The 25278-nt window shown below is 71.2% G+C and carries 24 protein-coding genes; 14 read left to right on the forward strand and 10 right to left on the reverse strand.

Features of this window, described 5'->3' with window-relative positions:
• Positions 1 to 38 precede the first annotated feature (38 nt).
• The 3 genes from ACSHXC_RS12770 to ACSHXC_RS12780 are packed head-to-tail and all read left to right on the forward strand — an operon-like array spanning position 39 to position 3418.
• Positions 39 to 1430 carry an FtsW/RodA/SpoVE family cell cycle protein gene (locus tag ACSHXC_RS12770; protein ID WP_438291696.1) on the forward strand — a complete coding sequence of 464 codons (1392 nt, stop codon included), beginning with the start codon at positions 39 to 41 and terminating at the stop codon, positions 1428 to 1430.
• Complete coding sequence (locus ACSHXC_RS12775; RefSeq protein WP_438291697.1) at positions 1427 to 2890, forward strand: penicillin-binding transpeptidase domain-containing protein; 1464 nt, start codon at positions 1427 to 1429, stop codon at positions 2888 to 2890. The genes ACSHXC_RS12770 and ACSHXC_RS12775 overlap by 4 nt, the downstream gene beginning before the upstream one ends.
• A 60-nt stretch (positions 2891 to 2950) precedes the next feature.
• Positions 2951 to 3418 carry a DUF3291 domain-containing protein gene (locus tag ACSHXC_RS12780; RefSeq protein ID WP_438291698.1) on the forward strand — a complete coding sequence of 156 codons (468 nt, stop codon included), beginning with the start codon at positions 2951 to 2953 and terminating at the stop codon, positions 3416 to 3418.
• 108 nt (positions 3419 to 3526) lie between these two features.
• Here ACSHXC_RS12780 and ACSHXC_RS12785 read toward each other — a convergent pair whose 3' ends face one another.
• Entirely contained in the window at positions 3527 to 4141 is a 615-nt protein-coding gene (locus ACSHXC_RS12785; protein WP_438291699.1) for a Uma2 family endonuclease, read from the reverse strand.
• Between the two features lie 134 nt (positions 4142 to 4275).
• Positions 4276 to 5382, reverse strand: coding sequence for a ferritin-like domain-containing protein (locus tag ACSHXC_RS12790; protein ID WP_438296549.1), 1107 nt, complete (start codon positions 5380 to 5382; stop codon positions 4276 to 4278).
• Between the two features lie 190 nt (positions 5383 to 5572).
• Here ACSHXC_RS12790 and ACSHXC_RS12795 point away from each other — a divergent pair, with 190 nt between their 5' ends.
• The 4 genes from ACSHXC_RS12795 (at position 5573) to ACSHXC_RS12810 (ending at position 8923) form a co-directional block, all read left to right on the forward strand.
• Complete coding sequence (locus ACSHXC_RS12795) at positions 5573 to 6502, forward strand: AurF N-oxygenase family protein (protein ID WP_438291700.1); 930 nt, start codon at positions 5573 to 5575, stop codon at positions 6500 to 6502.
• Positions 6503 to 6621: 119 nt separating this feature from the next.
• Positions 6622 to 7347 (forward strand): TetR/AcrR family transcriptional regulator, encoded by a 726-nt coding sequence (locus ACSHXC_RS12800; RefSeq protein WP_438291701.1) that lies wholly within the window; start codon positions 6622 to 6624, stop codon positions 7345 to 7347.
• A 10-nt stretch (positions 7348 to 7357) separates the two neighbouring features.
• Entirely contained in the window at positions 7358 to 7657 is a 300-nt protein-coding gene (locus ACSHXC_RS12805; RefSeq protein WP_438291703.1) for a hypothetical protein, read from the forward strand.
• 105 nt (positions 7658 to 7762) lie between these two features.
• A complete protein-coding gene (locus tag ACSHXC_RS12810) occupies positions 7763 to 8923 on the forward strand; it encodes an NlpC/P60 family protein (RefSeq protein WP_438291704.1) in 1161 nt (386 codons plus the stop codon).
• On the opposite strand, the gene ACSHXC_RS12815 is transcribed toward ACSHXC_RS12810, so the two are convergent.
• From ACSHXC_RS12815 to ACSHXC_RS12835, 5 genes are read right to left on the reverse strand one after another with little or no spacing between them, the layout of a single operon-like run.
• Positions 8920 to 10161 carry a styrene monooxygenase/indole monooxygenase family protein gene (locus ACSHXC_RS12815; protein ID WP_438291705.1) on the reverse strand — a complete coding sequence of 414 codons (1242 nt, stop codon included), beginning with the start codon at positions 10159 to 10161 and terminating at the stop codon, positions 8920 to 8922. The genes ACSHXC_RS12810 and ACSHXC_RS12815 overlap by 4 nt on opposite strands.
• Before the next feature lie 48 nt (positions 10162 to 10209).
• Entirely contained in the window at positions 10210 to 10827 is a 618-nt protein-coding gene (locus ACSHXC_RS12820) for a GTP-binding protein (RefSeq protein WP_438291706.1), read from the reverse strand.
• On the reverse strand, positions 10808 to 11206 hold the full coding sequence (locus ACSHXC_RS12825) for a DUF742 domain-containing protein (RefSeq protein ID WP_438291707.1): 399 nt from the start codon (positions 11204 to 11206) through the stop codon (positions 10808 to 10810). Before ACSHXC_RS12825 ends, ACSHXC_RS12820 begins: the two co-directional genes overlap by 20 nt.
• The gene (locus ACSHXC_RS12830) at positions 11203 to 11718 is read right to left on the reverse strand and encodes a roadblock/LC7 domain-containing protein (RefSeq protein WP_438291708.1); all 516 of its coding nucleotides are present in this window, start codon (positions 11716 to 11718) and stop codon (positions 11203 to 11205) included. Before ACSHXC_RS12830 ends, ACSHXC_RS12825 begins: the two co-directional genes overlap by 4 nt.
• Positions 11715 to 14297 carry a nitrate- and nitrite sensing domain-containing protein gene (locus ACSHXC_RS12835; RefSeq protein ID WP_438291709.1) on the reverse strand — a complete coding sequence of 861 codons (2583 nt, stop codon included), beginning with the start codon at positions 14295 to 14297 and terminating at the stop codon, positions 11715 to 11717. Before ACSHXC_RS12835 ends, ACSHXC_RS12830 begins: the two co-directional genes overlap by 4 nt.
• A gap of 340 nt (positions 14298 to 14637) precedes the next feature.
• Between ACSHXC_RS12835 and ACSHXC_RS12840 the strand changes: the two genes are divergently transcribed.
• Positions 14638 to 15423 (forward strand): hypothetical protein, encoded by a 786-nt coding sequence (locus ACSHXC_RS12840; RefSeq protein ID WP_438291710.1) that lies wholly within the window; start codon positions 14638 to 14640, stop codon positions 15421 to 15423.
• Positions 15424 to 15458: 35 nt separating this feature from the next.
• Here the strand turns inward: ACSHXC_RS12840 and ACSHXC_RS12845 are convergent, their stop codons facing one another.
• The gene (locus ACSHXC_RS12845; protein WP_189962872.1) at positions 15459 to 15911 is read right to left on the reverse strand and encodes a MarR family winged helix-turn-helix transcriptional regulator; all 453 of its coding nucleotides are present in this window, start codon (positions 15909 to 15911) and stop codon (positions 15459 to 15461) included.
• Between the two features lie 309 nt (positions 15912 to 16220).
• Between ACSHXC_RS12845 and ACSHXC_RS12850 the strand changes: the two genes are divergently transcribed.
• Together ACSHXC_RS12850 and ACSHXC_RS12855 are read left to right on the forward strand one after the other, a co-directional pair.
• Positions 16221 to 17054, forward strand: a complete 834-nt coding sequence (locus tag ACSHXC_RS12850; RefSeq protein ID WP_438291711.1) for a lysozyme — start codon at positions 16221 to 16223, stop codon at positions 17052 to 17054.
• Between the two features lie 127 nt (positions 17055 to 17181).
• Positions 17182 to 17988: a trypsin-like serine peptidase gene (locus ACSHXC_RS12855; RefSeq protein ID WP_438291712.1), complete on the forward strand. Its 807-nt coding sequence runs from the start codon at positions 17182 to 17184 to the stop codon at positions 17986 to 17988.
• A gap of 7 nt (positions 17989 to 17995) precedes the next feature.
• On the opposite strand, the gene lon is transcribed toward ACSHXC_RS12855, so the two are convergent.
• The gene (gene lon / locus ACSHXC_RS12860; protein ID WP_438291713.1) at positions 17996 to 20410 is read right to left on the reverse strand and encodes an endopeptidase La; all 2415 of its coding nucleotides are present in this window, start codon (positions 20408 to 20410) and stop codon (positions 17996 to 17998) included.
• Positions 20411 to 20646: 236 nt separating this feature from the next.
• On the opposite strand from lon, the gene ACSHXC_RS12865 reads away from it, so the two are divergent.
• On the forward strand, positions 20647 to 21330 hold the full coding sequence (locus ACSHXC_RS12865; RefSeq protein ID WP_438291714.1) for a GNAT family N-acetyltransferase: 684 nt from the start codon (positions 20647 to 20649) through the stop codon (positions 21328 to 21330).
• A gap of 67 nt (positions 21331 to 21397) precedes the next feature.
• Here ACSHXC_RS12865 and ACSHXC_RS12870 read toward each other — a convergent pair whose 3' ends face one another.
• Positions 21398 to 22189, reverse strand: coding sequence for a rhomboid-like protein (locus ACSHXC_RS12870; RefSeq protein WP_438291715.1), 792 nt, complete (start codon positions 22187 to 22189; stop codon positions 21398 to 21400).
• A gap of 249 nt (positions 22190 to 22438) precedes the next feature.
• Here ACSHXC_RS12870 and ACSHXC_RS12875 point away from each other — a divergent pair, with 249 nt between their 5' ends.
• The 3 genes from ACSHXC_RS12875 to ACSHXC_RS12885 all read left to right on the forward strand — a co-directional run bounded on the left by ACSHXC_RS12875 (position 22439) and on the right by ACSHXC_RS12885 (position 25122).
• Positions 22439 to 23107, forward strand: a complete 669-nt coding sequence (locus tag ACSHXC_RS12875) for a spermidine synthase (RefSeq protein ID WP_438291716.1) — start codon at positions 22439 to 22441, stop codon at positions 23105 to 23107.
• Between the two features lie 90 nt (positions 23108 to 23197).
• Positions 23198 to 23935, forward strand: coding sequence for a response regulator transcription factor (locus tag ACSHXC_RS12880; RefSeq protein ID WP_053730675.1), 738 nt, complete (start codon positions 23198 to 23200; stop codon positions 23933 to 23935).
• Entirely contained in the window at positions 23932 to 25122 is a 1191-nt protein-coding gene (locus ACSHXC_RS12885; protein ID WP_438291717.1) for a HAMP domain-containing sensor histidine kinase, read from the forward strand. Before ACSHXC_RS12880 ends, ACSHXC_RS12885 begins: the two co-directional genes overlap by 4 nt.
• The last annotated feature ends 156 nt before the right edge of the window (positions 25123 to 25278 follow it).

Genomic DNA, 25278 nt, shown 5'->3' on the forward strand with positions numbered 1-25278 from the left:
CAGGGACATAAGGCCTGTGTCTTGCTACGTTGCCAGGCATGACCGCACCGTCGGCGGCCGACGCCTCCCCGCCCGAGCTCCGCCTCCCCGACCCACGGGGCATCGAGCTCTCCCTGCTCGTCGGCGCCGTTCTCGTCGTGGTGCTCGGCTATGTCGACGTCGGCCTCGCCAGGAACGGCACGCTGCCGCCCGACGCCGCGCGCTACGGGGCCGGGCTCGGGCTGCTCGCGCTCCTCACCCACCTGGTGGTCCGCTTCCGCGCGCCGTACGCAGACCCCCTGCTGCTGCCGATCGCGGTGCTGCTCAACGGGCTCGGCCTGGTGCTGATCTACCGGCTCGACCTCGCGACCCCGGGCAGCCGGGCGGCCCCCACCCAGCTGGTCTGGTCGACACTCGGGGTCTGCCTGTTCCTCGCCGTCGTCCTGGTCCTGCGTGAGCACCGCGTCCTGCAGCGGTACGCCTATGTCTCGATGGCCGCGGGCCTGTTCCTGATGCTCGTCCCGATCCTGTTCCCCGCGGTCAACGGCGCCAAGATCTGGATCAGGGTGGGCGGCTTCTCCTTCCAGCCCGCCGAGTTCGCCAAGATCCTTCTCGCCCTGTTCTTCGCGGCCTACCTAGCCGCCAACCGCAACGCGCTCGCGTACACCGGCCGCATGATCTGGCGGCTCCAGCTGCCCACCGGCCGGGTGCTCGGCCCCATCGTGGCGATCTGGCTGCTGAGCGTCGGCGTCCTCGTACTCGAACGCGACCTCGGCACCTCGCTGCTCTTCTTCGGCCTGTTCGTGGTCATGCTGTACGTGGCGACCGGGCGCACCGGGTGGATCGCGGTGGGGATGCTGCTCGCCTCGGCCGGCGCGGCCGTGGTCGCCCTGCTCGAACCCCATGTGCACAGCCGCGTCGCCGACTGGCTGAACCCGTACGCCACCATCGAGGCGGGCCGCGGCCCCAGCCAGCTCGCCCAGTCCCTGTTCGCGTTCGGCGCCGGCGGCACGCTCGGCTCGGGGCTCGGCCTCGGCCACTCCACCCTGATCGGCTTCGCCGCGAAGTCCGACTTCATCCTGGCCACGGCGGGCGAGGAGCTCGGCCTGGCCGGACTGACCGCGATCTTCCTCCTGTACGCCCTGCTCGTGGCCCGGGGCTACCGGGCCGGGCTCCGCCTGACCAGCCCGTTCGGACGCCTTCTCGCCCTCGGGCTCGCCTCGATCGTGGCGCTCCAGGTGTTCGTGATCGCGGGCGGCGTGATGGGGCTCATCCCGCTCACCGGCCTGGCGATGCCCTTCCTCGCGCAGGGCGGCTCGTCCGTCGTCGCCAACTGGATCATCGTGGCTCTGCTCATCCGGATCAGTGATTCCGCCCACCGGCCGCTCCCCGCGGTCGAACCCGGCGTCATCGCACGGCCCGAACCATCGGTGAAGGGGACACCCGCATGACCCGGTACATCCGGCGGGCCGCCGCCTTCTGCCTCGTCCTCCTGGTGGCGCTGCTCGCGAACGCGGCCCGCGTCCAGGTCTTCGGAGCCGACGCGCTCGACTCCAATCCCGCCAACCGCCGCCTGATGATCGCCCGTTACCACCAGCCGCGCGGCGCCATCGTGGTCGACGGGGAGAGCGTCACCGGATCGCGGGACAGCGGCCAGCAGCTGCGGTACGAGCGGACGTACACCTACGGGCCGCTGTACGCGAGCGTCACCGGGTACGCCTCGCAGACATACGGCACGACGCTCGTCGAGAACGCGGAGGACCCCGTCCTGTCGGGCACCTCCTCGCTCCTGCCGGCGTTCCCGCTGTGGAACGACCTCACCCGCAGCCGGCAGGCCGGCGGGCAGGCCGTCACCACCATCAAGGCGTCGATGCAGCGGGCCGCGTACGAGGGTCTGGCCGGCAAGAAGGGGGCCGTCGCGGCGATCGAACCGTCGACGGGCAAGATCCTGGCGCTGGTCAGCAGCCCGTCGTACGACCCGGGCGTTCTCTCGGGTACCGGCAGGTCGGTGGCGAACGCCTGGCGGCGGCTGACCTCGGACCCGAGCCAGCCCATGCTGAACCGGGCGATCCGGCAGACATATCCGCCCGGCTCCGCCTTCAAGATCCTGACCGCGGCGGCCGCGCTCGACGCGGGGCTGATCACAGACGTCGAAGCGCCGACCGACACACCGGATCCGTACGTCCTGCCCAACTCGGTCACCACGCTCCCCAACGAGCCGAGCGGCTGTGGCGGAGCCTCACTGGCGTACGCGGTCACCGTCTCCTGCAACACGGTGATGGCGCGGGTCGGGCTGAAGGTGGGGCTGGCCGGAATGGTGGACGCGGTGCGGAAGTTCGGCTTCAACGACACGACGCTGCGCATCCCGTCACGAGTCGCGAAATCCAACTTCGACACGAGGATGAGCCCCGACCAACTGGCTCTTTCCTCGATCGGCCAGTTCGACACGACGGCCACACCGCTCCAGATGGCGATGGTCTCGGCGGCCGTCGCCAACGGCGGGGAGCTCAAATACCCCTATCTGGTGGACCATACGACGACCTCGGGCGGCACGACCGTCTCCACCACCAGGCCGCGCACCTACCAGCGGGCGATGTACCCGGCGACCGCGATGCAGCTCCAGCAGATGATGATCGACGTGGTCAGAAACGGCACCGGCACCATCGCGGCGATCCCGGGGGCCACGGTCGGCGGCAAGACCGGCACCGCGCAGAACGGCGTCGGCAACGTCGGCAGCCCGTACGCCTGGTTCATCTCCTGGGCCCGGGCGGACGGCGCGGCCCGCCCGGCCGTCGCGGTCGCGGTCGTCGTCGAGGACGCGTCGGCGCAGCGAGGCGACATCAGCGGGGGTGGCGACGCGGCGCCGATCGCGAGGGCGGTGATGGAGGCGGCGCTGGCGGGCACCCCCTAGCGTCTCGCCCCTCGGAAAACGGGGCGCCCCGGGCAGCCCCTCCTGATTACTGTGCGCCCCATGACCAACGACACACGGCAGTACGAACTCGCCCAGGTGAACATAGGCCGTCTCAAACACCCGCTGGACTCGGCCGAGTTGAAGGACTTCATGGACGGGCTCGACCCGGTGAACGCGGTGGCGGACGCCTCCGACGGCTTCGTGTGGCGCCTGCAGACGGAGTCCGGCAACGCGACCGACCTCCGGTTCTTCGGCGACGACACGATGCTGGTGAACATGTCGGTGTGGCGCGACACCGACGCGCTGACGGCCTTCATGTACCAGGGCCTGCACCGCGAACTGCTCGCCCGCCGCTTCGAGTTCTTCCAGCGCCTGACCGAGCCGATGACCGCCCTGTGGTGGGTCCCGGCGGGCCACCGCCCGACGATCCCGGAGGCCGAGAAGCGCGTCCTGAGCCTGCGCGCGCAGGGGCCGACCCCTTACGCCTTCACTCTGCGGAACGCGTTTCCGGCGGGGCCGGGTGAGTGACGCTCCCGGGGACCGTTCACCCACGGCGGGGCCGCCGTGGGCTGGTCGCGCAGTCCCCTGCGCCCCTCAAGGGAGGTTCAGTTATCCGCCTTCCTTCGACAAGCCGTCTCAGTCGGTGCGGTAGGGAGGGCGGTCGTTTACCGCCGCGAGGTCGATACTGATCGGGACGGGGACACTGACCCTGAGCTTCCCGTGGTAGATGCCGGCCGGGCCATATGCCTTGGTCGCGGGGTCGAGTTCGTAGACGTATACGACCGGAAGCCCCTTGTCCTCCTCAACGCGCCAGAAGTGCTGGATTCCAGCAGCCGCATACCTGAGGGGCTTGGTCTCACGGTCCCGCTCCTGGGACTCCTCCGAGACAACTTCGATGGCGAGGACAACGTCTTCGGACAGAAGCCTCGTCCGCCGGGGCCCGGTGTCCGCGCCCTTGCGGCACACCAATACATCGGGTTCCGGCCGGTTGCGGTCGTTGAGCAACATGCTGAACTCCCGGTAGACGTCGAGCCCCTCGGGTACCTGGCTCAGCAGGCTGTACTCCAGCAGGCGCACCGCCAGCATGTGAAAGGACGTCTGCGGACTCATGAAAACAAGACTCCCGTCGATCAGCTCCGTGTGCGGAGGGAGATTCGGAAGCCGGTCCAGGTCGTCCGCCGTCCAGCCACCGGCCGGCGGGCGGGCCCACTCGTACTGGTCGTCCAGCCCGTACTCGCGTGCGGCGCTCATGATTGCTCCCATGCGACGGAGTCTGTCTCGCAGACCGTCAGCCTACCCAGCGGCGATCCGGAAGCGCCGCACGAAAGAGTGTCGGTCGGTCGCGCCGTTGACGCGTGGGGCGGCGCGACCGGCACCGACCGCCGTCAGGACGAGGCCCCCTCCCCGATCGCCCCCTCCACCTCTGCCACCCTCGCCTTCTCCTCCGCCTCGAAGCGCTCCTTGTCCAGTTGTTCCGCGATTTCCTCGTCCTGGGTCATCAGGAGGTCCAGGTTGGAGTCGCCCATGTCGAAGACGCCCATGTCTACGTAGGCCTTCTGGAGGCGTTCGCCCCAGAGGCCGATGTCCTTCACGCAGGGGACGATGCGGCTGAAGAGGAGTTTGCGAAAGAGGTGCAGGAATTCGCTTTCCTCGCTCAGCTGCTCGGCCTCCTTCTTTGGGATGCCGAAGTTCTCCAGGACCTCGACCCCGCGCAGCCGGTCGCGCATCAAGTAGCAGCCCTCGATGACGAATTCCTCGCGTTCGCGCAGTTCGGCGTCCGAGAGCTGGGTGTAGTAGTCGCGCAGGGCCATGCGGCCGAAGGCCACGTGGCGGGCCTCGTCCTGCATGACGTACGCCAGGATCTGCTTCGGCAGGGGCTTGGTCGTGGTGTCCCGGATCATGCCGAACGCGGCGAGCGCCAGGCCCTCGATCAGGACCTGCATGCCGAGGTAGGGCATGTCCCAGCGGGAGTCGCGCAGGGTGTCGCCGAGCAGCGACTGGAGGTTGTCGTTGATCGGGTACAGCATGCCGAGCTTCGTGTGGAGGAAGCGGGCGTAGATCTCGGCGTGCCGGGCCTCGTCCATGGTCTGGGTCGCGGAGTAGAACTTGGCGTCCAGGTCCGGGACGGACTCCACGATGCGGGCGGCACACACCATCGCACCCTGCTCGCCGTGCAGGAACTGGCTGAACTGCCAGGACGTGTAGTGCCGGCGCAGATCACCCTTGTTGCGGTCGGTCATCTTGTCCCAGTACGGCGTGCCGTACAGCGTCATCGCCTCGTCGGGGGTGCCCAGCGGGTCGTACGGGTCGACCTCCAGGTCCCAGTCGATGCGCTTGGCGCCGTCCCACTGCTTGTCCTTGCCCTTCTGGTAGAGGGCGAGCAGACGGTCGCGCCCGTCGTCGTAGTCCCAGTTGAAGCGGGCGGCGCCGGAGGCCGGCACCTGCCAGAGGGGTTCTCGCGGGCCCGTCACATAGAGGTCGTGCGTCGACACGTGCGGCTCCTTCGCCTCGCGGACGTCGTCGTCCATCGGCCGAACTTCTGCACACTGCTGTGCAGTTGGCAGGTTCACACGGTGGTAGACGCGCAGTCAACAAGTGGCGCGCGAGGGATTGACGAGCTTGCTGACAAGCAGTCTCATAAGAGGCGACCGCAGGTAACCCAGCCACGAGGTGCCCCCAGCCATGACGACCATGACCGAACGCGATGCGCTCCGCGACGCACTCGGCCTGCTCAGGGACCGCGAGCAGGTCGCCGAGCGGCTGCTCGAATCGTCCGCGAAGCACTCCTTCGACCCCGACAAGGAGCTCGACTGGGACGCCCCCGTCGAGGACGGCAAGTGGTTCTGGCCGCCGGAGCTGCTCTCGCTGTACGACACACCGCTGTGGCGGAAGATGTCCGAGGAACAGCGCATGGACCTGGCCCGCCACGAGGCCGCCTCGCTCGCCTCGCTCGGCATCTGGTTCGAGATCATCCTGATGCAGCTGCTCGTGCGGCACATCTACGACAAGTCGCTGACCAGCAACCACGTCCGGTACGCGCTCACCGAGATCGCCGACGAGTGCCGCCACTCCATGATGTTCGCCCGCATGATCAAGAAGGGCGGCGCGCCGACGTACCGGGTGCCGCGCGTCTACCACAACCTGGCCCGCGTCCTGAAGACCGTCTCCACCACGCCGGGCTCCTTCGCGGCCACCCTGCTCGGCGAGGAGATCCTGGACTGGATGCAGCGCCTGACCTTCCCGGACGAGCGCGTCCAGACCATCGTGCGCGGCGTGACCCGCATTCACGTGGTCGAGGAGGCCCGCCATGTCCGGTACGCCCGCGAGGAGTTGCGCCGCCAGATGGTGTCCGCGCCGCGCTGGGAACGGGAGTTGACCCGGATCAGCTGCGGCGAGGCGGCCCGCGTCTTCGCCACCTGCTTCGTCAACCCGCAGGTGTACGAGAACGTCGGCCTGGACCGCCGCGAGGCCGTCGCCCAGGTGAAGGCGAGCGGCCACCGCCGCGAGGTCATGCAGAGCGGCGCGGGCCGCCTGACGGAATTCCTGGACGACATCGGGGTCATGAACGGGCTCAGCCGACGGCTGTGGAGGAGCTCGGGCCTGCTGGCCTGATGACATTGCCACGCGGCGGAGCCGCATATCGGATGCAGCATGAACGGGCTGAGCCGAAGGCTCTGGAAGTCCTCCGGACTCCTGGCCTGAACCTCGATCGCGGGGATTACGCTGCTGGTATGAGCTCACCCGCCGCCACCCCCGCGTACCGCAGGCTCAGCGTCGAGGAGCGCCGCACCCAGCTTCTCGGCGCGGCCCTCTCGCTGTTCGCGCACCGGGCGCCGGAGGACGTGTCCCTCGACGACGTGGCCGAGGCCGCCGGCGTCTCGCGGCCGCTGGTCTACCGCTACTTCCCGGGCGGCAAGCAGCAGTTGTACGAGGCCGCCCTCAGGTCGGCCGCCGACGAGCTGGAGTTGTGCTTCGCCGAGGCGCAGACCGGGCCGCTCACCCAGCGCCTCACCCGCGCCCTGGACCGCTACCTCGCCTTCGTCGACGAGCACGACGCCGGGTTCTCGGCGCTGCTCCAGGGCGGCAGCATGGCCGAGACGTCGCGTACGACGGCGATCGTCGACGAGGTGCGGCGGGCCGCGGCCGAGCAGATCCTGGTGCACCTCAGGGTGGGGAAGCCGGGCCCGCGCCTTCGGATGATGGTGCGCACCTGGATCGCGGCGGTCGAGGCGGCATCGCTCATCTGGCTGGACGAGGACAAGCAGCCCCCGCTGCCCGAGCTGCGCGACTGGCTGGTGGACCACCTGGTGGCGCTGCTCACCGCCACGGCCGCCACCGACGGGCAGACCGCCGCCGTGGTGCGGGGGGCGCTGGCCCACGAGCCGGCCGAGGGCCCGGCCGGCGTCCTGGCCCGCCGGGTGATACCCGTGGTGAGCGAGGCGGCCCACCTGCTGTGAGACTTGGGGGGTGCGAAGCGAGAACACCCTCTTTGTGGGCGGCCCCCTCGACGGGCGCGTCCTGCCGGTACTGACCGGCCATACCGGCAAGCCGCCGCAGTGGTACGAGGTGCCCGTGCCGGATCCCGACGGCGGACCGGCGACGGTGTACGCCTACCGCCTGGAGCCGGCCGCCCACTCCAAGCGGCTCGGCCTGCCACGCGGCTGGAAGTACGTCTACGTGCCCGAGGGCCGCGAGCCGCGCCGCTGGCCGTGGACGAAGAAGGACGGCGGCGCAAGCCCCCGCACCGGGCTGCCGCCGCACGAGTGAGGCGAAACCCCCGTTCACTTCTCCCACCAGGATTGTCGCGCCGGTGCGTGCCACGATCCGATCCGGTAGGGCCGGACGGACCGGTTCCGGACCGGAGGTGAGCACATGTCAGCTCGCGTGCGCTCGGTGTGCGCGGTGGCCGTCGCCGTGACTCTGGCGACGGCGGTGGTGGGTCCGCTCGCGGTGGCCGCGCCCCAGCCGCCCGGCGAGTCCTCGGCCGTCCAGCCCGCGCAGCCCCCCGAGACCTCGGCCCCGGCCCTGCTGGCCCAGCTCCAGACGCTGTACCGGCAGACGGAGGAGGCGACCGAGGCGTACAAGACCACCGACGTCGAGCTGAAGCGCCGTGAAGCCGAGGAGCAGAGGCTCGCCGCCTCGCTGTCCAAGGCCCGCACCGCGCTCGACCGGAGCCGCCGCGACGCGGGAAGGCTGGCCCGCGAGCAGTACCAGGGCCGCAGCGAACTCTCCACGTACGTAAGGCTGTTGCTGGCCCGGGACCCGCAGAGCGCCCTCGATCAGCGGCACGTCCTGGACCGCGCGGCGCGCGAGCGGCAGGCAGCGCTGGCCCGGCTCGCCCGCGGCGAACAGCAGGCAGCCGACCTCGCGCGGGCCTCGCGCCGGGCCCTCGACGAGCAGCAGGCCCTCGCCCGGCGGCAACAGCAGGCGAAGGACGACGTGGAGCTCCGCCTCAAAGAGGTGGAGAAGCTGCTCGCCGGCCTCTCCCCCGAGCAGCTCGCCGAGCTCACCCGCCTCGAACGGCTCGGCACCGACAAGGCTCAGCAGAACCTGCTCGCCTCGGGCGCGCTGAGCGGCACGCGCGCACCATCGTCCGAGGGCGAGCGGGCGCTCGCGTACGCCGTCGACCAGATCGGCAAACCGTACGTGTGGGGCGCGGAGGGCCCGGAGTCCTACGACTGCTCGGGGCTCACCTCGCAGGCGTGGGCGCACGCGGGCCGCGAGATTCCCCGCACCAGCCAGGAGCAGTGGGCGGAGCTGCCGCACGTCCCGCTGACCTCGCTGCGCCCGGGTGACCTGGTCGTCTACTTCCCCACGGCCACCCATGTGGCGATGTACCTGGGCGACGGCCTGGTGGTGCAGGCGCCCCGGCCCGGCGCCCGCGTCAAGGTCTCCCCCATCGCCGCGAACCCGCTGCTCGGCGCGGTCCGCCCGGACCCGGCGGCGGGCCCCATGTCCTCGTACCACCCCCCGAAGCTCCCCGAGGGAGCGACGGAGGGGGTGGACACGGGGTACTCGGAGGAGTCCGGTTAGGCCTGGGCGCCTGCCACTTCGGCCAGGTAGGCGGCCGTCTTCTCCGGTTCGTAGAAGAAGTTCTCGAAGTCGGCGGGGTCGTTGAAGCCGTTCGCGAAACGGTCGGCGGCCGCCTGGAGCTGACCGGCCGCGCCGATCAGGTTCAGGACGTGCTCCGGGGGCACCCCGAGCATGGCGTTGGTCCACTTCGTCACGTGCTGGGCGGTGTCCCAGTAGCGGTCGAAGGTGCCCTGCATCCACGCCTCGTCGAACTCCGCCTCACCGTGCTCGACGATCGAGGCGAGGTAGGAAGCCGCGCACTTGGAGGCCGAGTTGGAGCCCTGGCCGGTGATCGGGTCGTTGGCCACGACCACGTCGGCGACGCCGAGCACCAGGCCGCCGCCGGGCAGCCGGCCGATCGGGTTGCGTACGGTCGGCGCGTAGCGGCCCGCCAGCGTGGCTCCCGCGTCGGTCAGTTCGACGTTGGTGGCCCGCGCGTACTCCCAGGGCAGGAACTTCTCCATCAGCTCCAGGGTGAGCGCGAGGTGCTCGGCCGGGTCCTTCACGCCGTTGAACACGTCCAGCGGGCCGCCGGGGACGCCCTCCCAGAACAGGATGTCGGCGCGCCCCGAGGTGGTCAGGGTCGGCATCACGAACAGCTCGCCCACCCCCGGCACCAGGTTGCAGCGCACCGCGTCGGAGTCGGGGTGCTCCGGGCGCGGGCCGAGCCCGTGCACGTAGGAGACCGCGAGCGCGCGCTGCGGCTCGGCGTACGGGGAGCGCGACGCGTCACGGCCGAACATCGAGACGAGCTCGCCCTTGCCCGCGGAGACCAGGACCAGGTCGTAGGTGCGCGCGAAGAAGTCCAGGTCGGAGACGGCGGCGCCGTGGATGACCAGCTGGCCGCCGCGCTGCGCGAAGGTCTCCATCCAGCCGGCCATCTTGACCCGCTGGTCCACGGACTGCGCATAGCCGTCCAGCCTGCCCAGCCAGTCGATGGCGCGGGTGGAATCCGGGGCCGCGACCGAGACGCCGATGCCCTCGATGCGCGGGGCCTGGGACTCCCAGAAGTTCAGCGCGAGGTCGCGCTCGTGCTGGAGCGCGGTGCGGAACATGCACTGCGTGGACATGACCCGGCCGGACCGGATCTCGTCCGCCGTACGGTTCGACATCAGGGTGACCTCGTACCCCTGCGCCTGCAGTCCGAGGGCCAGCTGAAGACCGGACTGGCCGGCTCCGACTATGAGTATTCTCCGCATGCGGGACCGTTCTCCGTTGAGTGCGTAGCGAGCCGTGGGGGGCGGGGTCTATTCGGGGCAGGCTTCCAGCGCGTGGGACACCAGGCCGAGCAGGGTCTCGATCACCGAGACCCTGCTGCGCGCGTCCATGATCACGACCGGGATGTGCGGCGGCACGGTGAGCGCCTCGCGCACGTCCTCGGCCTCGAAGGACTCGGTGCCCTCGAAGTGGTTCACGGCCACGATGTACGGGAGCCCGCAGCTCTCGAAGTAGTCGAGCGCGGTGAAGCAGTCCGACAGGCGCCGGGTGTCGGCGAGCACGACCGCGCCGATCGCGCCGCGCACGATGTCGTCCCACATGAACCAGAACCGCTGCTGCCCGGGCGTGCCGAACACGTACAGGACGAGGTCGTCGTCCAGGGTGACGCGGCCGAAGTCCATGGCGACGGTGGTGGTCACCTTGTCCGGGGTCGCCGACAGGTCGTCCGTGGCCTCGCTGGCCTGCGTCATCACCGCCTCGGTCTGGAGCGGTGTGATCTCGGAGACCGCCGATACGAAGGTGGTCTTGCCCACGCCGAAGCCGCCGGCGACCACGACCTTCGTCGCGATGGGGGCCCGGCTGCGGTCCTGCTGCCAGGGCATCAACTCCTCGTCCGGGGCGAGGAGTTCAGAGGCGGCGGAGTCCACTGAGCACCCTTTCGAGCAGTGCGCGGTTCGGCTGACCCGGGCCGTGCCCGGTCCCGTACACACGGATCCTTCCCTGGTCGGCCAGGTCGCTGAGCAGCACCCGGACCACGCCGAGCGGCATCTTCAGGAGCGCGGAGATCTCGGCGACCGTACGCATCGCGCGGCAGATCTCGACGATGGCCAGCATCTCCGGCATGACCCGGTGCGTGCCGCCGCCGAGCTCCTTGCGCTCCGGGGGCGCCTCGATCGCCGCGACGAACGTCTCGACGAGCAGGACGTGGCCGAACCGGGTGCGGCCGCCGGTGAGCGAGTACGGGCGCACCCGGGCGGGTTTCCTGTCGGCGCCGCGTATCGGCAGCTTCGGGGCTGGCGGGATCACTGGGCGGCCTCCATCGACTGGCGCAGCTCGCTGCGGACTTCGGGGGTCAGGACGTGTCCGGCACGGCCCACGAAGAGCGCCATGTGGTACGCCACCACGCTCATGTCGCAGTCCGGGGTAGCGTGCACGCCGAGCAGCGAGCCGTCGCTGATGGCCATGACGAAGACGCTGCCCTCCTCCATGGCGACCATCGTCTGCTTGACGTTGCCGCCGTCCATGAGGCGGGCGGCGCCGACGGTGAGGCTGCCGATGCCGGAGACGATGGTGGCGAGGTCGGCGCTGGAGCCGCGCGGGCCCTGCCGGACGACGGTGACCTGGCGCTGCTCCGGGTCGGAGGAGAGCAGCAGCAGCCCGTCCGAGGAGACGACCGCGACGGAGATGAGCCCTGGCACCTCCTCGACCAGATTGCCGAGCAGCCACTGCAGATTGCGGGCCTCGGTGCTCGTGCCGATCGTGCCGGTTCCGGACCCGCCGCTGCCGGGCCTGCCGGCCCCGGTGCCGGTCGCACTCATCTGCGTACCTCCTCGACTGTCTCCCCCGTGTCCGTGTCTGCCTGCTGTTCGGTCTCTTCGAGCTCCGCCGCCACGTCGCGGCGGCCTTCGTTCGCGCCCTGCTGGAAGCCGCCGAGCCTGCGCCGCAGCGCCTCGGCGGCGTCGGTGCCGCCCTTGCGTTCCCGGGTCTTGGCGGATCCGGCCTGCACGACCTTGGGGGTGCGCTTGGGGAGGCCCTTGTCGGTGACCTTCTGCGCGGGCTCCGGCTCGGGCCCCGGCTCCGGATCGTCCTCGGCCTCGGGCTCGGCCTCGGCGGGCCGGGGCTCGGGGAGCCGCATCTCGAAGGTCGGCTGGTCGAGCGGGACGTCGTCGGGCTCGGCGGGCTCTGTGGGCTCTGTGGGCTCGGCGGTCTCTGTGGGCTCGACCGGCTCCGGCGTGGCGGGCCTGGCCACCTCGCCCGAGCGCTCCGTACGCTCCGGCAGCACATTGGAGTTGGCCTCGGCCAGCGCGCCGGGCAGCGTGAAGCGCGGGGCGCCGCCCTGCACCGTGTGCGGCGCGGCCGCCGGCGGGGTGGTCGGCAGGATCGCCTCGGGCAGCACCACGACCGCCGCGACGCCGCCCCGCTTCTGCTCCCGCAGCTCGATGCGCACGCCGTGCCGGTGCGCGAGCAGCGCCGAGACGTGCAGGCCGAGCCCGCCCGCCTCGGTGCCGGGCTCGCCGGGTTCGTACGACGCGGGGTCGTCGAGCCGCCGGTTGAGCTCGGCGCGCCGCTCCGCGGGGACGCCGATGCCCTCGTCCTGGACCGAGAGCATGATCTCGCCGCCCTCCAGCTGCCAGCCGGAGAGCTGCACTTGGACGTCCGGCGGGGAGAAGGAGGTGGCGTTCTCCAGGAGCTCGGCGACCAGGTGGCTCAGGTCGTCGGCAGCGAATCCGGCGACCTGGGCGTGCGGCGGCAGGGCCTGGATGACGACGCGCTCGTACCGCTCGATCTCGCTGACCGCGGCCCGCATGACGTCGACGAGCGGGACCGGGCCCGGGTGGTTGTGGTGGTGCTCGGTACCGGCCAGGACCAGGAGGTTCTCGCCGTGGCGGCGGATGACGGTGGCCAGGTGGTCGAGCTTGAAGAGGACGGCGAGCTGGTCCGGGTCCTGCTCGCGCTCCTCCAGGCTCTCGATCACGGCGAGCTGCCGCTCGATCAGACCGAGGCTGCGCAGCCCCAGATTGACGAAGGCGTGCTTGACGGTGCCCTCGGCCCGCTCAAGGCGCTCGGTCAACTCCCGTACCTGGGCGCGGAGTTCGTCCTTCTCGGCGGCGAGCCGGGCGAGCCGACCGCGCTGCTTGGCGAGGTCCTCGTCGAGCCCGCCGGCCCGCGTGGACTGCTCGGCGAACTTGTCGTGCAGCTCGTTGAGGTTCCGTACGACCTGGGCGAACTCGTCGTTGCGGCCGGTGAAGCGCACCGGCTCCGCGGCCTCGGGCGCCTCGGCCAGGCGGGCGGAGCCGCGGCTCAGCACGGACAGCGGGCGGGTCAGGCTGCGGGCGGTGGCGGAGGTGACGCCGATGGCGAGCAGCAGCAGCGCGCCGATCAGGCCGACGCGGATCTCCAGGGCGGTGACGTCGTCGTCCCGCAGCTGCTCGAACCGTTTGACCTGCGAGGTGGCGAGGGCGGCCTCGGCGCCGCGCATCCGGTCGATCCGGGCGGACAGCGCGGCGTTCACCGCGTCCGGGTCGGTCTTGCGCTCGGCGGTGCTCAGCTGGGGCTGGTCGGTGAGGCGGGTGAGGAAGCCGTCGGCAGCCTCCACCTCGGGTCCGGTGACGGTGGTGGCGACCTTGTCGCGGGCGTCGGCGCCCGCCGCCTGGTCGAAGTCGGCGAGCGCGGACTGCTCGCGCACGTGCGCCTGCTGGGCGGCCGCGCTGAGCGCGTCCCGCGCCCGGCCCGCGTCGCCGTCGTCCTTCTGTACGTACCTGCCGGTGACCGGGTCGAGCACCTTGGAGGCCTGGCCGGGCGGCACCGAGAGCGCGCCGAGCAGCAGCCCCCGGGTGGCCGAGGCCTGCTCGACGGCCCGCCCGAGCGCGCCCGGCGCCCGCACGGCCTCGGCGGCGCGCGGCGGCGTGCGGTCGGCGAGCTCGTCGGCGACGGCGAGCAGCGTGGCGATCACGTCCGAGTACGCCTTCTGCGCCTCCAGGGCCGTGCCCTTGCCGGTGAGCGCGGTGCGGCGCAGGGCGGGCACGGTGGCGAGGTCGCGCGCGAGGCCCGCGGGGGCGGTGGCGCGGAGCTCGTCGATCTGGCGGTCGACGCGGGCGGCGGGCTCCTTGAGCGCCGCGTCCTTGCCACTGGGCCGGCCGGCCGCGACGTACTGCGTGACGCCGTCCCGCTCGTCGCCCAGCGCGTGGGCGAGGCTGACCGTCTGCTGGTCGAGCTGCGCGAGGGTGACCAGGTGCTGGGAGTCGTTAAGGTCCGCGGAGGCCGCGAACAGGGTGGGCGCACCGGCTCCGAGCACGACGAGGGAGACGACGGCGACGGAGACGACCAGGCGGCTCCGCACCCGTACGGTGCGTGCTGCGCGTGTGCCGTCGTTGCCCCGAGGCCGCTTGTTCTGCACCGGTGCTCTCAATCTTCACTCGTGTTGCCAGTCAGTCCACCAAGGAAGCCAAGGTGACGACTGGTCATGACGAGTAGTCACTGCTCGGCCACCTGAACGAGTGAACATCACTTCGGAGTTGACCATCAACTCCCGCGGAATGCCCGGCCCCGCTCGTGGCGGGCCCCGGTTGGAACTTCCGCGCGGCCTTTGGCAGGATGCCCGCCCACAGCTCGGCGGAGCGGAGCATTCCTCCCGGGTTCGTGCGATTCGCCCACTGGTACAGGCCAATTGACAGGCCGTCCGGTGGCCCTGTGGAGGGCATGAAGGTGGCGTGAAGGCGTCGTGCAGACTGGCGGGTATGCGCATCCACCTGGCCACCGTTCCCGGAGATCCCGCCCGCCCCAACGAGGACTGGGCGGCGACCGCCATGCCCGCTTCGGGCCTGGGCGGCCTGCTCGTCGTCCTCGACGGCGTCACGCCGCTGCCCGGCAACGGCGACTGCGTGCACGACGTGCCCTGGTTCACCGCGCGGCTCGGCGGCGCCCTGACCGAACTGTCGGCTTCACGACGGGATATGACGCTGGACGAGATCCTGGCCGAATCCATTCGGCGCACCGCCGACGCCCACCGCGACACGTGTGACCTTTCTCACCCGCGTACGCCTCAGGCGACGGTGGTCCTGGCGCGTTGGGACTCGGCGGAGCTGGAGTACCTCGTCCTGTCGGACTCGGCACTGCTTCTCGAATCGTCCGACGGCACGGTGCGGGCGGTCCTGGACGACCGGCTCGACCGGGTGCCGCGCTCCTCCCTGGTCAGCGACGCGGTGGCCGACTCCCTCGTCCGCAACAAGGAGGGCGGCTTCTTCACTGCGGCGGCGGATCCGACGGTTGCCGCCCGCGCCGTGACCGGCCGCGAGCCGCTCGCCCCCCTGCGCTCCGTCCTCGCCCTGACGGACGGGGCGACCCGGTGGGTCGAGAAGTTCGGCGAGGGCTCGTGGGGGGACTGCGTCGCACTGGTCCGGAAGGCGGGGCCGGAGGGGTTGGTCGAGCGGGTGCGGGAGCTGGAAACGGGGGACGTGGAGCGGGTGTTCCTGCGAGGGAGCAAGCGCCATGACGATGCGACGGTGGTGGCGGTGGAGCTGTAGCCGCCTGTTCGCGACGCCGGGTGCCGAAGGGCCCCCTACCCCTCCGCCGCCGCGTTCAGCTGGTGCAGCAACCTCGCCAGTTCCGAGATTTCCGCTCGGTCCCAGCCCGCCAGCTTGCGGACGTAGCTCTCGCGGCGGGCGTCGCGCACCCGGCCGAACCGGGTCGTGCCCTCTGCCGTGATGCGGACCAGGGAGGCACGGCCGTCCGCCGGGTCGGGCTCCCGGGCCACCAGGCCCAGGTCCTCCAGGGCGTGCAGCTGGCGGCTCATCGTCGCCTTGCCCACGCCGAAGAACCCGGCGAGTTCGGTGGCCCGCTGCGGGCCCGCCTCGTCCAGGCGCACCAGCAGTCCGTATGCCGCCGGTTCGAGATCGGGGTGGACCTCGCGGGCCATCTCACCGGACGAGGCCCTGGCCCGTCGCAGAAAGACGGCCAGCTCGCGTTCGAGCGCGAGGAACTCCTGGTCCGGACCGTGCACATCGGCTCCCATGCCGTAGGTGTGTCGTGAGGGCACAGTATTTCCCAGCATGCTGTGCGCCCGGCACGCCGAGGGGCCCGTCCCGGCCGGGAGCGGCCGTGACGCCGGGGCCAACGCCGGATGAAAGTTTCTTCCAGGCCACACCGTTCCCGCAGCGTGTCGCCACCATCAAAGGTCTGAACCATCGGCATAACCTGAAGCCTCTTTCGCGCCAGCGGTCTACGTGCGTAGCGTCGACTCTGACATGTCCACAGCGATACGTCGGCATGTCGACCCAGGCCGTCAAGTCCCAAGCCCCACCGAGCCTTTCGGAGGCACGCAATGCCCGTGCACAGATCCGGAACGGCCCGCCGCGGACCCATTGCCGCGGCCGGGATCCTCCTCTCCTCCCTCGCCCTCGTCCTCGGCTCCACCGGAACGTCGGGCGCCGCCGACACCCCGGCCCGCGGCTCCGCGACCCTGGGCATGGGCGTCGCGAAGCACGACGGGGTGGGCGGTCTGCCCGGTGACACCCGTGACGTGCAGACGGTGCAGACCGAGGGTGTGGACACCAGCAGCCACAACGGCAACGTCGCCTGGTCCACCCTGTGGAGCAGCGGCGTGAAGTGGGCCTACGTCAAGGCCACCGAGGGCACCTACTACACCAACCCCTACTTCGCCCAGCAGTACAACGGCTCCTACAACGTCGGCATGGTCCGCGGCGCCTACCACTTCGCGACCCCGGACACGACGGGCGGCGCGGCCCAGGCCAACTACTTCGTGGACCACGGCGGCGGCTGGTCCCGGGACGGCAGGACGCTGCCGGGCGCGCTCGACATCGAATGGAACCCGTACGGCGACGCCTGCTACGGCAAGTCGGAGGCCGGGATGGTCGGCTGGATCCACGACTTCGTCAACCAGTACAAGGCCCGTACCGGGCGCGACGCGGTGATCTACACCGCTGCCAGCTGGTGGAGCGAGTGCACCGGCAACTCCGCCGCCTTCGGCTCCACCAACCCGCTCTGGATCGCCCGCTACAACTCCGACCCGGGCACCCTGCCGGCCGGCTGGGGCTACTACACGATGTGGCAGTACACGTCGTCCGGACCGACGGTCGGCGACCACTCCAAGTTCAACGGGGCGTACGACCGGCTGCAGGCGCTCGCCAACGGCTGACCCGCTCCGCGTCGCATGAGCGGGGCCCCCGGCGCTGCGTAGCCGGGGGCCCTTCCGTGTGCCCGTACGGAGCACGACTCGCACACCTGACCCCATCTCGCGCGCGGCATGAGTAAAGATGGGGGGCATGCGCAGGTTGGGAGTGGTGTTCCGGACAGTGGCCCTGGCGGCGGTCGTCGCGGCCGGCGGTGCGGGGTGCGGCGGGCCCGCGGCCTCGGAACCACAGGCGGAGAGTTCCCCGAGCGCCGCCCCGCAGGCCGCGCAGCCCGCCACCCAGACCAGCGCCGTCCCGGCCGCGAAGGTGGCGTCGGTCGGCGTGCTGGTCAACGGCGACGGCCATTACTGCACGGCCAGCGTGGTGGACAGCCCGCGCGGCAACGTCATCGCCACCGCCGCGCACTGCACGGCCGGCGAGCCGCTCGACTCCCTGGAGTTCGCGCCCGGCTTCTCGGGGGCGGCCAAGGGGACGTATCCGTACGGGAAGTGGAAGGTGCGGGCGGTCCAGGTCGACGACGAGTGGACCGCGGAGCAGAGCGACGCGGTGGACTACGCCTTCCTCACGGTCGCACCGGACGCGCAGGGCCGCAGCGTGCAGAGCGTGGTCGGCGCCTCGACGCCCGAGTGGGGCGCGGGCCCCGACCAGCGGGTCACCGTCGTCGGGTACCCGGAGGAGAACCACAACCCCGACAACCGGCCGGTCATGTGCACCACCGACGTCCACCGGGACCGCGACGAGCCCGCGATGATCCGCATGGAGTGCGGCGGCTTCTGGGTCGGCACGAGCGGCAGCCCCTGGCTGACCGGCTACCGGGGCCCGGACCGACTGGGCAGGATCATCGGCGTGCTGAGCGGCGGCGACACGGACAACGAGTCGACGGCGGCCCTGTTCGACGCGAAGGCCCGCTCGGTGTACGAGCGGGCCACCACGGCGTAGCCGTCACTCAGGCGGCTGCGGCGACGGCCACCTCCGCCGGGGCGAGGGCGATCTCCAGGACCTGGCGGACGTCCGTCACCGGGTGGACCTCCAGCTTCTCCAGGACCTCGGCCGGGACGTCGTCCAGGTCCGCCTCGTTCCGCTTGGGGATCACCACGGTCGTGATCCCGGCCCGGTGCGCGGCGAGCAGCTTCTGCTTGAGGCCGCCGATCGGCAGCACCCGCCCGGTCAGCGACACCTCACCGGTCATCGCCACGTCGGTGCGGACCTGCCGCCCCGAAAGCAGCGAGGACAGCGCGGTGACCAGGGTGATGCCGGCGCTCGGGCCGTCCTTGGGGACCGCGCCGGCCGGGAAGTGGACGTGCACGCCCCGGTCCTTCAAGTCCCCCACCGGAAGCTCCAGTTCGGCCCCGTGCGAGCGCAGGAAGCTCAGCGCGATCTGCGCGGACTCCTTCATCACGTCGCCGAGCTGACCGGTGAGGGTCAGGCCCGCCGCGCCCGTCTCCGGGTCGGCGAGGGAGGCCTCGACGAACAGGACGTCGCCGCCGGCCCCGGTGACGGCGAGGCCGGTGGCCACGCCGGGCACCGCGGTGCGCCGCTCGGCCGGGTCCTGTGCGGACTCGGGCACGTGGTGCGGGCGCCCGATCAGGCTCCGCAGCCCGTCCGGGGTTACGGTGAACGGGAGCTCCTGCTGGTCCAGTTCGTGCTGGGCGGCCACCTTGCGGAGCAGCCGGGCGATCGAGCGCTCCAGGTTCCGTACGCCCGCCTCCCGGGTGTACTCCCCCGCGAGCTTGCGCAGCGAGGCGTCTTCGAGGACGACCTCGCCCGGCTCCAGACCGGCCCGCTCCAGCTGACGCGGCAGCAGGTGGTCCCGGGCGATGACGACCTTCTCGTCCTCGGTGTAGCCGTCCAGCCTGACCAGTTCCATGCGGTCGAGCAGCGCCTCCGGGATGGCTTCGAGGACGTTGGCGGTGGCGAGGAACACCACGTCGCTCAGGTCGAGCTCGACCTCCAGGTAGTGGTCGCGGAACGTGTGGTTCTGCGCCGGGTCGAGGACTTCGAGCAGGGCCGCCGCCGGGTCGCCCCGGAAGTCGGAGCCCACCTTGTCGATCTCGTCGAGCAGCACGACCGGGTTCATGGACCCGGCCTCCTTGATGGCCCGTACGATCCGGCCGGGCAGGGCGCCGACGTACGTACGCCGGTGGCCGCGGATCTCGGCCTCGTCGCGTACGCCGCCGAGTGCGACGCGGACGAACTTGCGGCCCATCGCGTGAGCCACGGACTCGCCGAGCGAGGTCTTGCCGACACCGGGAGGGCCGACGAGCGCCAGAACCGCGCCCCCGCGCCGCCCGCCGACCACTCCCAGGCCCCGGTCGGCGCGCCGCTTGCGCACGGCCAGGTATTCGGTGATGCGCTCCTTCACGTCCTTGAGGCCGGCGTGCTCGGCGTCGAGGATCGCGCGGGCGCCGCGGATGTCGTAGACGTCCTCGGTGGTCTCGTTCCAGGGCAGTTCGAGGACGGTGTCGAGCCAGGTGCGGATCCAGGAGCCCTCGGGCGACTGGTCGCTGGAACGCTCCAGCTTGTCGACCTCCTTGAGGGCGGCCTCGCGGACCTTCTCGGGCAGGTCGGCGGCCTCGACACGGGCGCGGTAGTCGTCGCTCTCGTCCTCCTCGCCGCCGTCGCCGTTGAGCTCGCGCAGCTCCTTGCGTACGGCGTCGAGCTGGCGGCGCAGCAGGAACTCGCGCTGCTGCTTGTCCACGCCTTCCTGTACGTCCTTGGCGATGGACTCGGCGACGTCCTGCTCGGCGAGGTGCTCGCGGAGCTGCTCGGTGGCGAGCTTGAGGCGGGCGACCGGGTCGCTGGTCTCCAGGAGCTCGACCTTCTGGGCGGTCGTGAGGAACGGCGAGTACCCGGAGTTGTCGGCGAGCGCGGAGACGCCCTCGATCTGCTGGACGCGGTCGACGACCTGCCAGGCCCCGCGCTTCTTCAGCCAGTCGGTGGCGAGCGCCTTGTACTCCTTGACCAGCTCGGTCACCTGGCCGGGCAGCGGCTCGGGCAGGGTCTCCCCGACCCGGGTGCCCTCCACCCACAGGGCGGCCCCGGGCCCGGTGGTGCCGGCCCCGATCCGCACGCGGTGGCGGCCCCGGATGAGGGCGCCCGGGTCACCGTCGGAGAGCCGGCCGACCTGTTCGACGGTCCCGAGCACACCGGTCCCGGCATACGTTCCGTCGATCCGCGGCACGAGCAGCACCTGCGGCTTTCCCTGGCCGGACCGCGCGGCGGCCTGCGCGGCCTCGACGGCGGCCCGCACCTCGGCATCGGACAGGTCCAGCGGAACCACCATGCCGGGCAGCACGACCTCGTCGTCGAGCGGCAGCACGGGCAGGTCGGTCGGTGTGTACGCCGTGGACTCGGTAGCCATGATCTCCCCTTCGGCAGTCAAGTTGAGCTATGCCGACTCAATGCAGCTGAGTCGAGGAATGTTCCCCGGGGCGTGTTCGCTCTGAGCGATCACGTGGAGCGGGCCCTGTGACCAGGCCCGGAAACCCTCGGCGACGCCAGCACCAAGCAACGGCGCCCACGCGGACGGGACAAGGACGAACCGAGCCAGTAAGGTTCCTATAGGCAGTGCACCTATTACATACCCAGGGGGCAGCAATGACGTTGACGGCGACAACGGCACCGGATCGAGCCACGATCGGCACGCTGGTGCGGGCCTGGATCGACGGCTGGATCGTGTCGCGAGGGACCTCCGATCCCATCGACCGGCCATGGGGCTGGACGATCGACGCCGGACAGGCCGACCACGTGTCGCGCCATGTGCTCCCGACACCCGCCGAGGCGGATGTCCGCGAGCTGGCGGCCACCACGAGCGCGCCCGGAACGTGGCTGAAGCTGTTCGCCGACGACGACACCGTGCGGCCGTGGCTCGCCGAGGGCTGGCAGTTCGATCAGCCCGGCTACCTGATGACGATCCCGCTGACCGCGGAGCGCCCCGAAGTCCCGGCCGGCTACACCCTCACGACCTGGACCCGGGGCGGCGTGACCCGCGTCCTGGTCCGCACCGCAGAGGGCCACTTCGCGGCCCGCGGCCAGATCGCCCCGACGGGCCCGACAGCGGTGGCCGACCAGATCGAAACCGCCCCCACCCACCAGCGCCGAGGCCTGGGCAGCCTGGTGATGCGCACCCTGCAGAACACGGCGTACGAGTCGGGCGCGACCGAGGGAATCCTGGTCGGCACCCCGGAGGGCCAGGCCTTGTACTCGGCTCTGGGCTGGGAGACGCGCTCGCCGATGGCGAGTCTGTATTTCAGGCCGACGGACAGGCCGACGGGACGGTGATGAGGGCGCGGTGATGAGGGCGCGGCACCCAAAAAAACTCCGGACCGACCGGCGAGGCTGAGGCCCCTCAGCCCGCCGTCCCCGCGTTCCGTACCCGCCGTACCGCCGGCCAGCAGGCCACCCCCACCAGGAGGGCCACCGGGTGGCCCCAGGCCGCCAGCGGTTCCACCATGTCCACCAGGTCGTCCACCAGCAGCACGCCCACCACCGCCAGGGTCGTCCAGCGGAACAGGGGGGCGAGCAGGCCCGTCAGGGCGCCCACCGTGGCCATCAGGCCGAAGCTGATGCCGTAGTCCAGGCGGTGCAGGGAGCTCTCGGGGAGGTGGCCGGCCAGGACCGAGAGGGCCACCGGGACCTCCGTGGCCAGAGTCGCCACGACATGGCCGAGCAGGAAGACGCCCGCCGTGCGCCAGCCGCCGATCCGGCGTTCCAGCGCGGCCAGCACGAAGATGAAGACCACCGCGTACGGGGAGGCGATGCCTCCCGCTATCCACAGGGCGCTCCCGAAGATCGCCAGGACCGGTGTCGTCGACAGGTGGGCCACGTCCGTGCTCGACGCCTGGAGCAGGGTGTCCACCGTGTCCGGATCGCCGTACTCCGTGTACATCGAAGTCACCAGGAGCAGCAACGCGTAGCCGAAGGCGAACGGTGTGGAGGTCGGGGAGGGAAGCAGTCGGCCGGCCCGGGCCGGCAGGCCTCGTACGCCCGGGACAACGGGGGCCGGTGCGGTCACCGCGGTCGCGGGCTCCGGCTTCGGGCGCGGGGCCGGTATCGCCTCCAGTTGCGCGGGTATCGCCTCAAGGGCCGTCGGCAGGGGGCCTTCCGCCGTCGCGGGGCGGCGGGTTTCGAGCGGGTGCACCGGGTGAGGCCCCTTCCCCGGAGCGCGGCAGGTGCGCGCCCCGAATCAAGCCACGCCCGCGTTCTTCGGCCGTGTTCCGTGGTTCGTACTCGCTGATACCTCTCTACAACGGCTCACCTTCCGTGAACGACTCCTGCCCCGTCTATGGCGTGCGCCACACGGGACAACCTTTGACGGTTCCTGAGCGTCGGGGGCGAACGGTCCGCAACTCGCGTGCGCCGCGCCACCGGACCCGGCATCCTCTGCGGCATGGACGACATCGCCACCCTCGACCGGCGCCAGGGACCCCACGGGGAAGTCGTGCTGCGGCAGCGCGGGGCGCATTTCGAGATCATCGCCAACGGGTGCTTCCTCATGGACACTTCGGACGGCCGCTCGGAACGCCTCCTCATCGATGCGGCGTACGACACACTTTTGCCAGCCGCCACCCGGCCCTCCGTTCTCATCGGCGGACTCGGCGTCGGCTTCTCGCTCGCACATGCGGCGCAGGACCCCCGCTGGGGCCAAATCGCCGTGGTGGAGAGGGAACAGGCCATCATCGACTGGCACCGATCAGGTCCACTTGGCGCCATTTCCGGCCCGGCTCTGTCCGATTCCCGTACCCGGATCATCCCTGCCGATCTGGTCGATTACGTACGTACGGCGCAGGAGACCTTCGACGCGCTCTGCCTCGACATCGACAACGGGCCCGACTGGACCGTCACCGAGGGCAACGGCGGACTGTACTCACCGGCCGGACTCGCCCACTGCGCACGGCGGTTGAACCCCGGCGGGGTGCTCGCCGTGTGGTCCGCGCAGCCGTCCGCCGCCTTCGAACAGGCTCTCCGTAATGCCGGATTCACTGGGGTACATACCGAAGAGATCCGAGTTGCCCGGGGCGTCCCTGACGTGGTCCATCTCGGCGTTCGCCCTGCGTAGCCGAGACACGGAAAGTGCCTCTAGTCTCTGACCGACACAGGGGATCACCCCACGGATCCCCGGGCGAGCACAGTCAGGGCGGGGCAACCGATGGAGCAGACACACACCGGCCACAACGGCGTCGCGGCGACCCCCGGCGCCCAGCGCAGGGTGCTGGTCGTCGAGGACGACACGACGATCGTCGACGCCATCGCGGCCCGTCTGCGGGCCGAGGGCTTCCAGGTGCAAACGGCTGTCGACGGCCCCGCCGCCGTCGACACGGCCGAGGCCTGGCAGCCGGACCTGATGGTCCTCGACATCATGCTGCCGGGCTTCGACGGCCTGGAGGTCTGCCGCCGGGTCCAGGCCCGGCGGCCCGTGCCGGTCCTCATGCTGACGGCCCGGGACGACGAGACGGACATGCTCGTCGGACTCGGCGTCGGCGCGGACGACTACATGACCAAGCCGTTCTCGATGCGCGAGCTGGCGGCCCGGGTGCACGTCCTGCTGCGCCGGGTGGAGCGGGCCGCGCTGGCCGCCACCACGCCGCGCACGGGCATACTGCGCCTCGGCGAGCTGGAGATCGACCACGCGCAGCGCCGGGTACGGGTCCGCGGCGAGGACGTCCACCTGACGCCGACCGAGTTCGACCTGCTGAGCTGCCTGGCGAACACGCCGCGCGCCGTGCTGTCCCGCGAGCAGCTGCTCGCCGAGGTGTGGGACTGGGCCGACGCCTCCGGCACCCGCACCGTGGACAGCCACATCAAGGCGCTGCGCCGGAAGATCGGGGCCGAGCGCATCCGTACGGTCCACGGCGTCGGCTACGCGCTGGAGACCCCGGCGCCATGAGCCGGGCCGGAGACCGGGCCCGGCAGCTGCGCGGCAGCGGCGAGCGGCCCGGCTGGGACGAACCCGCCAGGCGCGGCGGGTGGGCCAGGGCCAGGCGCGTCCTGCGCGGCCAGGTCGTGGCGGGGCTCCGGTCGGTCTCCATATCGATCAAGACCAAGCTCGGCACGCTGGTCGTGGTCTCCGTCTTCATCACGACCGGGCTGCTCATGGTGGCCCTGCAGACCCGCACCGAGCTCCGCTTCATCACCGTCTTCTCGGTGATAGCGACCCTGCTGATCACCCAGTTCGTCGCCCACGGGCTCACCGCCCCGCTGGACGAGATGAACACCGTCGCCCGCGCCATCTCGCACGGGGACTACACGCGCCGGGTGCGCGGCGCCGACCGCCGCGACGAGCTCGGCGACCTCGCGGGCACGATCAACCGCATGGCGGACGATCTGGAGGCCGTGGACCGGCACCGCAAGGAACTCGTGGCCAATGTCTCGCACGAGCTGCGCACACCCATCGCGGCACTGCGCGCGGTCCTGGAGAACGTCGTGGACGGCGTCTCCGCGGCCGACCCGGAGACGATGCGCACGGCGCTCAAACAGACCGAGCGCCTGGGCCGCCTGGTCGAGACGCTGCTCGACCTGTCCCGCCTGGACAACGGGGTGGTGACGCTGCGGGCCCACCGCTTCGAGGTGTGGCCGTACCTGTCGGGCGTCCTCAAGGAAGCCAATCTGGCGGCCGCCCAGCGCAAGCTGTCCTCCGGCTCGGGCAACCACCAGCGCGCCGACGTCCACCTCCACCTGGACGTCTCGCCGCCCGAGCTGACCGCGCACGCGGATGCCGAGCGGCTGCACCAGGTAGTGGCGAATCTCATCGACAACGCCGTCAAGCACTCCCCGCCGCACGGCCGCGTGACCGTACGGGCCCGGCGCGGCCCCCAGCCCGAGTCGCTCGATCTGGAGGTCCTGGACGAGGGTCCGGGCATCCCGCAGTCCGAGTGGCACCGGGTCTTCGAGCGCTTCAACCGCGGCGCCGCGCCCTCCCCGCACGGGCCCGGCAGCGACGGCGGTACGGGGCTCGGCCTCGCGATCGCGCGCTGGGCAGTGGATCTTCACGGTGGCCGGATCGGCGTGGCCGAATCCGCACGCGGATGCCGGATCCAGGTCACCCTCCCGGGCACCCCGCGCCAGCAAAGTTGACGTAAAGTTCGAACCGGAAGCAGCCGTTCTGCGTGGTCATCAGCAGAAGTGGTCGTTCAGGGGTGCGGGCCAGGGGGCCGTAGCCGCACTGTCGCATACCCGAAGTGGCTCGCGCAGCAGCGGAACCACGCTTGTTTCCCGCCATTTCACACACCG

Source organism: Streptomyces sp. HUAS TT7 (genome assembly GCF_051550175.1).
Classification (GTDB): Bacteria; Actinomycetota; Actinomycetes; order Streptomycetales; family Streptomycetaceae; genus Streptomyces.

Excerpts from the sequence above, each read along its gene's own strand:
- ACSHXC_RS12770 (WP_438291696.1), top strand. The coding sequence starts at position 39 with ATGACCGCACCGTCGGCGGCCGACGCCTCCCCGCCCGAGCTCCGCCTC.
- ACSHXC_RS12775 (WP_438291697.1), top strand. The coding sequence starts at position 1,427 with ATGACCCGGTACATCCGGCGGGCCGCCGCCTTCTGCCTCGTCCTCCTG.
- ACSHXC_RS12780 (WP_438291698.1), top strand. The coding sequence starts at position 2,951 with ATGACCAACGACACACGGCAGTACGAACTCGCCCAGGTGAACATAGGC.
- ACSHXC_RS12785 (WP_438291699.1), bottom strand. The coding sequence starts at position 4,141 with ATGAGCGCCGCACGCGAGTACGGGCTGGACGACCAGTACGAGTGGGCC.
- ACSHXC_RS12795 (WP_438291700.1), top strand. The coding sequence starts at position 5,573 with ATGACGACCATGACCGAACGCGATGCGCTCCGCGACGCACTCGGCCTG.
- ACSHXC_RS12800 (WP_438291701.1), top strand. The coding sequence starts at position 6,622 with ATGAGCTCACCCGCCGCCACCCCCGCGTACCGCAGGCTCAGCGTCGAG.
- ACSHXC_RS12810 (WP_438291704.1), top strand. The coding sequence starts at position 7,763 with ATGTCAGCTCGCGTGCGCTCGGTGTGCGCGGTGGCCGTCGCCGTGACT.
- ACSHXC_RS12815 (WP_438291705.1), bottom strand. The coding sequence starts at position 10,161 with ATGCGGAGAATACTCATAGTCGGAGCCGGCCAGTCCGGTCTTCAGCTG.
- ACSHXC_RS12830 (WP_438291708.1), bottom strand. The coding sequence starts at position 11,718 with ATGAGTGCGACCGGCACCGGGGCCGGCAGGCCCGGCAGCGGCGGGTCC.
- ACSHXC_RS12840 (WP_438291710.1), top strand. The coding sequence starts at position 14,638 with ATGCGCATCCACCTGGCCACCGTTCCCGGAGATCCCGCCCGCCCCAAC.
- ACSHXC_RS12845 (WP_189962872.1), bottom strand. The coding sequence starts at position 15,911 with ATGGGAGCCGATGTGCACGGTCCGGACCAGGAGTTCCTCGCGCTCGAA.
- ACSHXC_RS12850 (WP_438291711.1), top strand. The coding sequence starts at position 16,221 with ATGCCCGTGCACAGATCCGGAACGGCCCGCCGCGGACCCATTGCCGCG.
- ACSHXC_RS12855 (WP_438291712.1), top strand. The coding sequence starts at position 17,182 with ATGCGCAGGTTGGGAGTGGTGTTCCGGACAGTGGCCCTGGCGGCGGTC.
- lon (WP_438291713.1), bottom strand. The coding sequence starts at position 20,410 with ATGGCTACCGAGTCCACGGCGTACACACCGACCGACCTGCCCGTGCTG.
- ACSHXC_RS12865 (WP_438291714.1), top strand. The coding sequence starts at position 20,647 with ATGACGTTGACGGCGACAACGGCACCGGATCGAGCCACGATCGGCACG.
- ACSHXC_RS12875 (WP_438291716.1), top strand. The coding sequence starts at position 22,439 with ATGGACGACATCGCCACCCTCGACCGGCGCCAGGGACCCCACGGGGAA.
- ACSHXC_RS12880 (WP_053730675.1), top strand. The coding sequence starts at position 23,198 with ATGGAGCAGACACACACCGGCCACAACGGCGTCGCGGCGACCCCCGGC.
- ACSHXC_RS12885 (WP_438291717.1), top strand. The coding sequence starts at position 23,932 with ATGAGCCGGGCCGGAGACCGGGCCCGGCAGCTGCGCGGCAGCGGCGAG.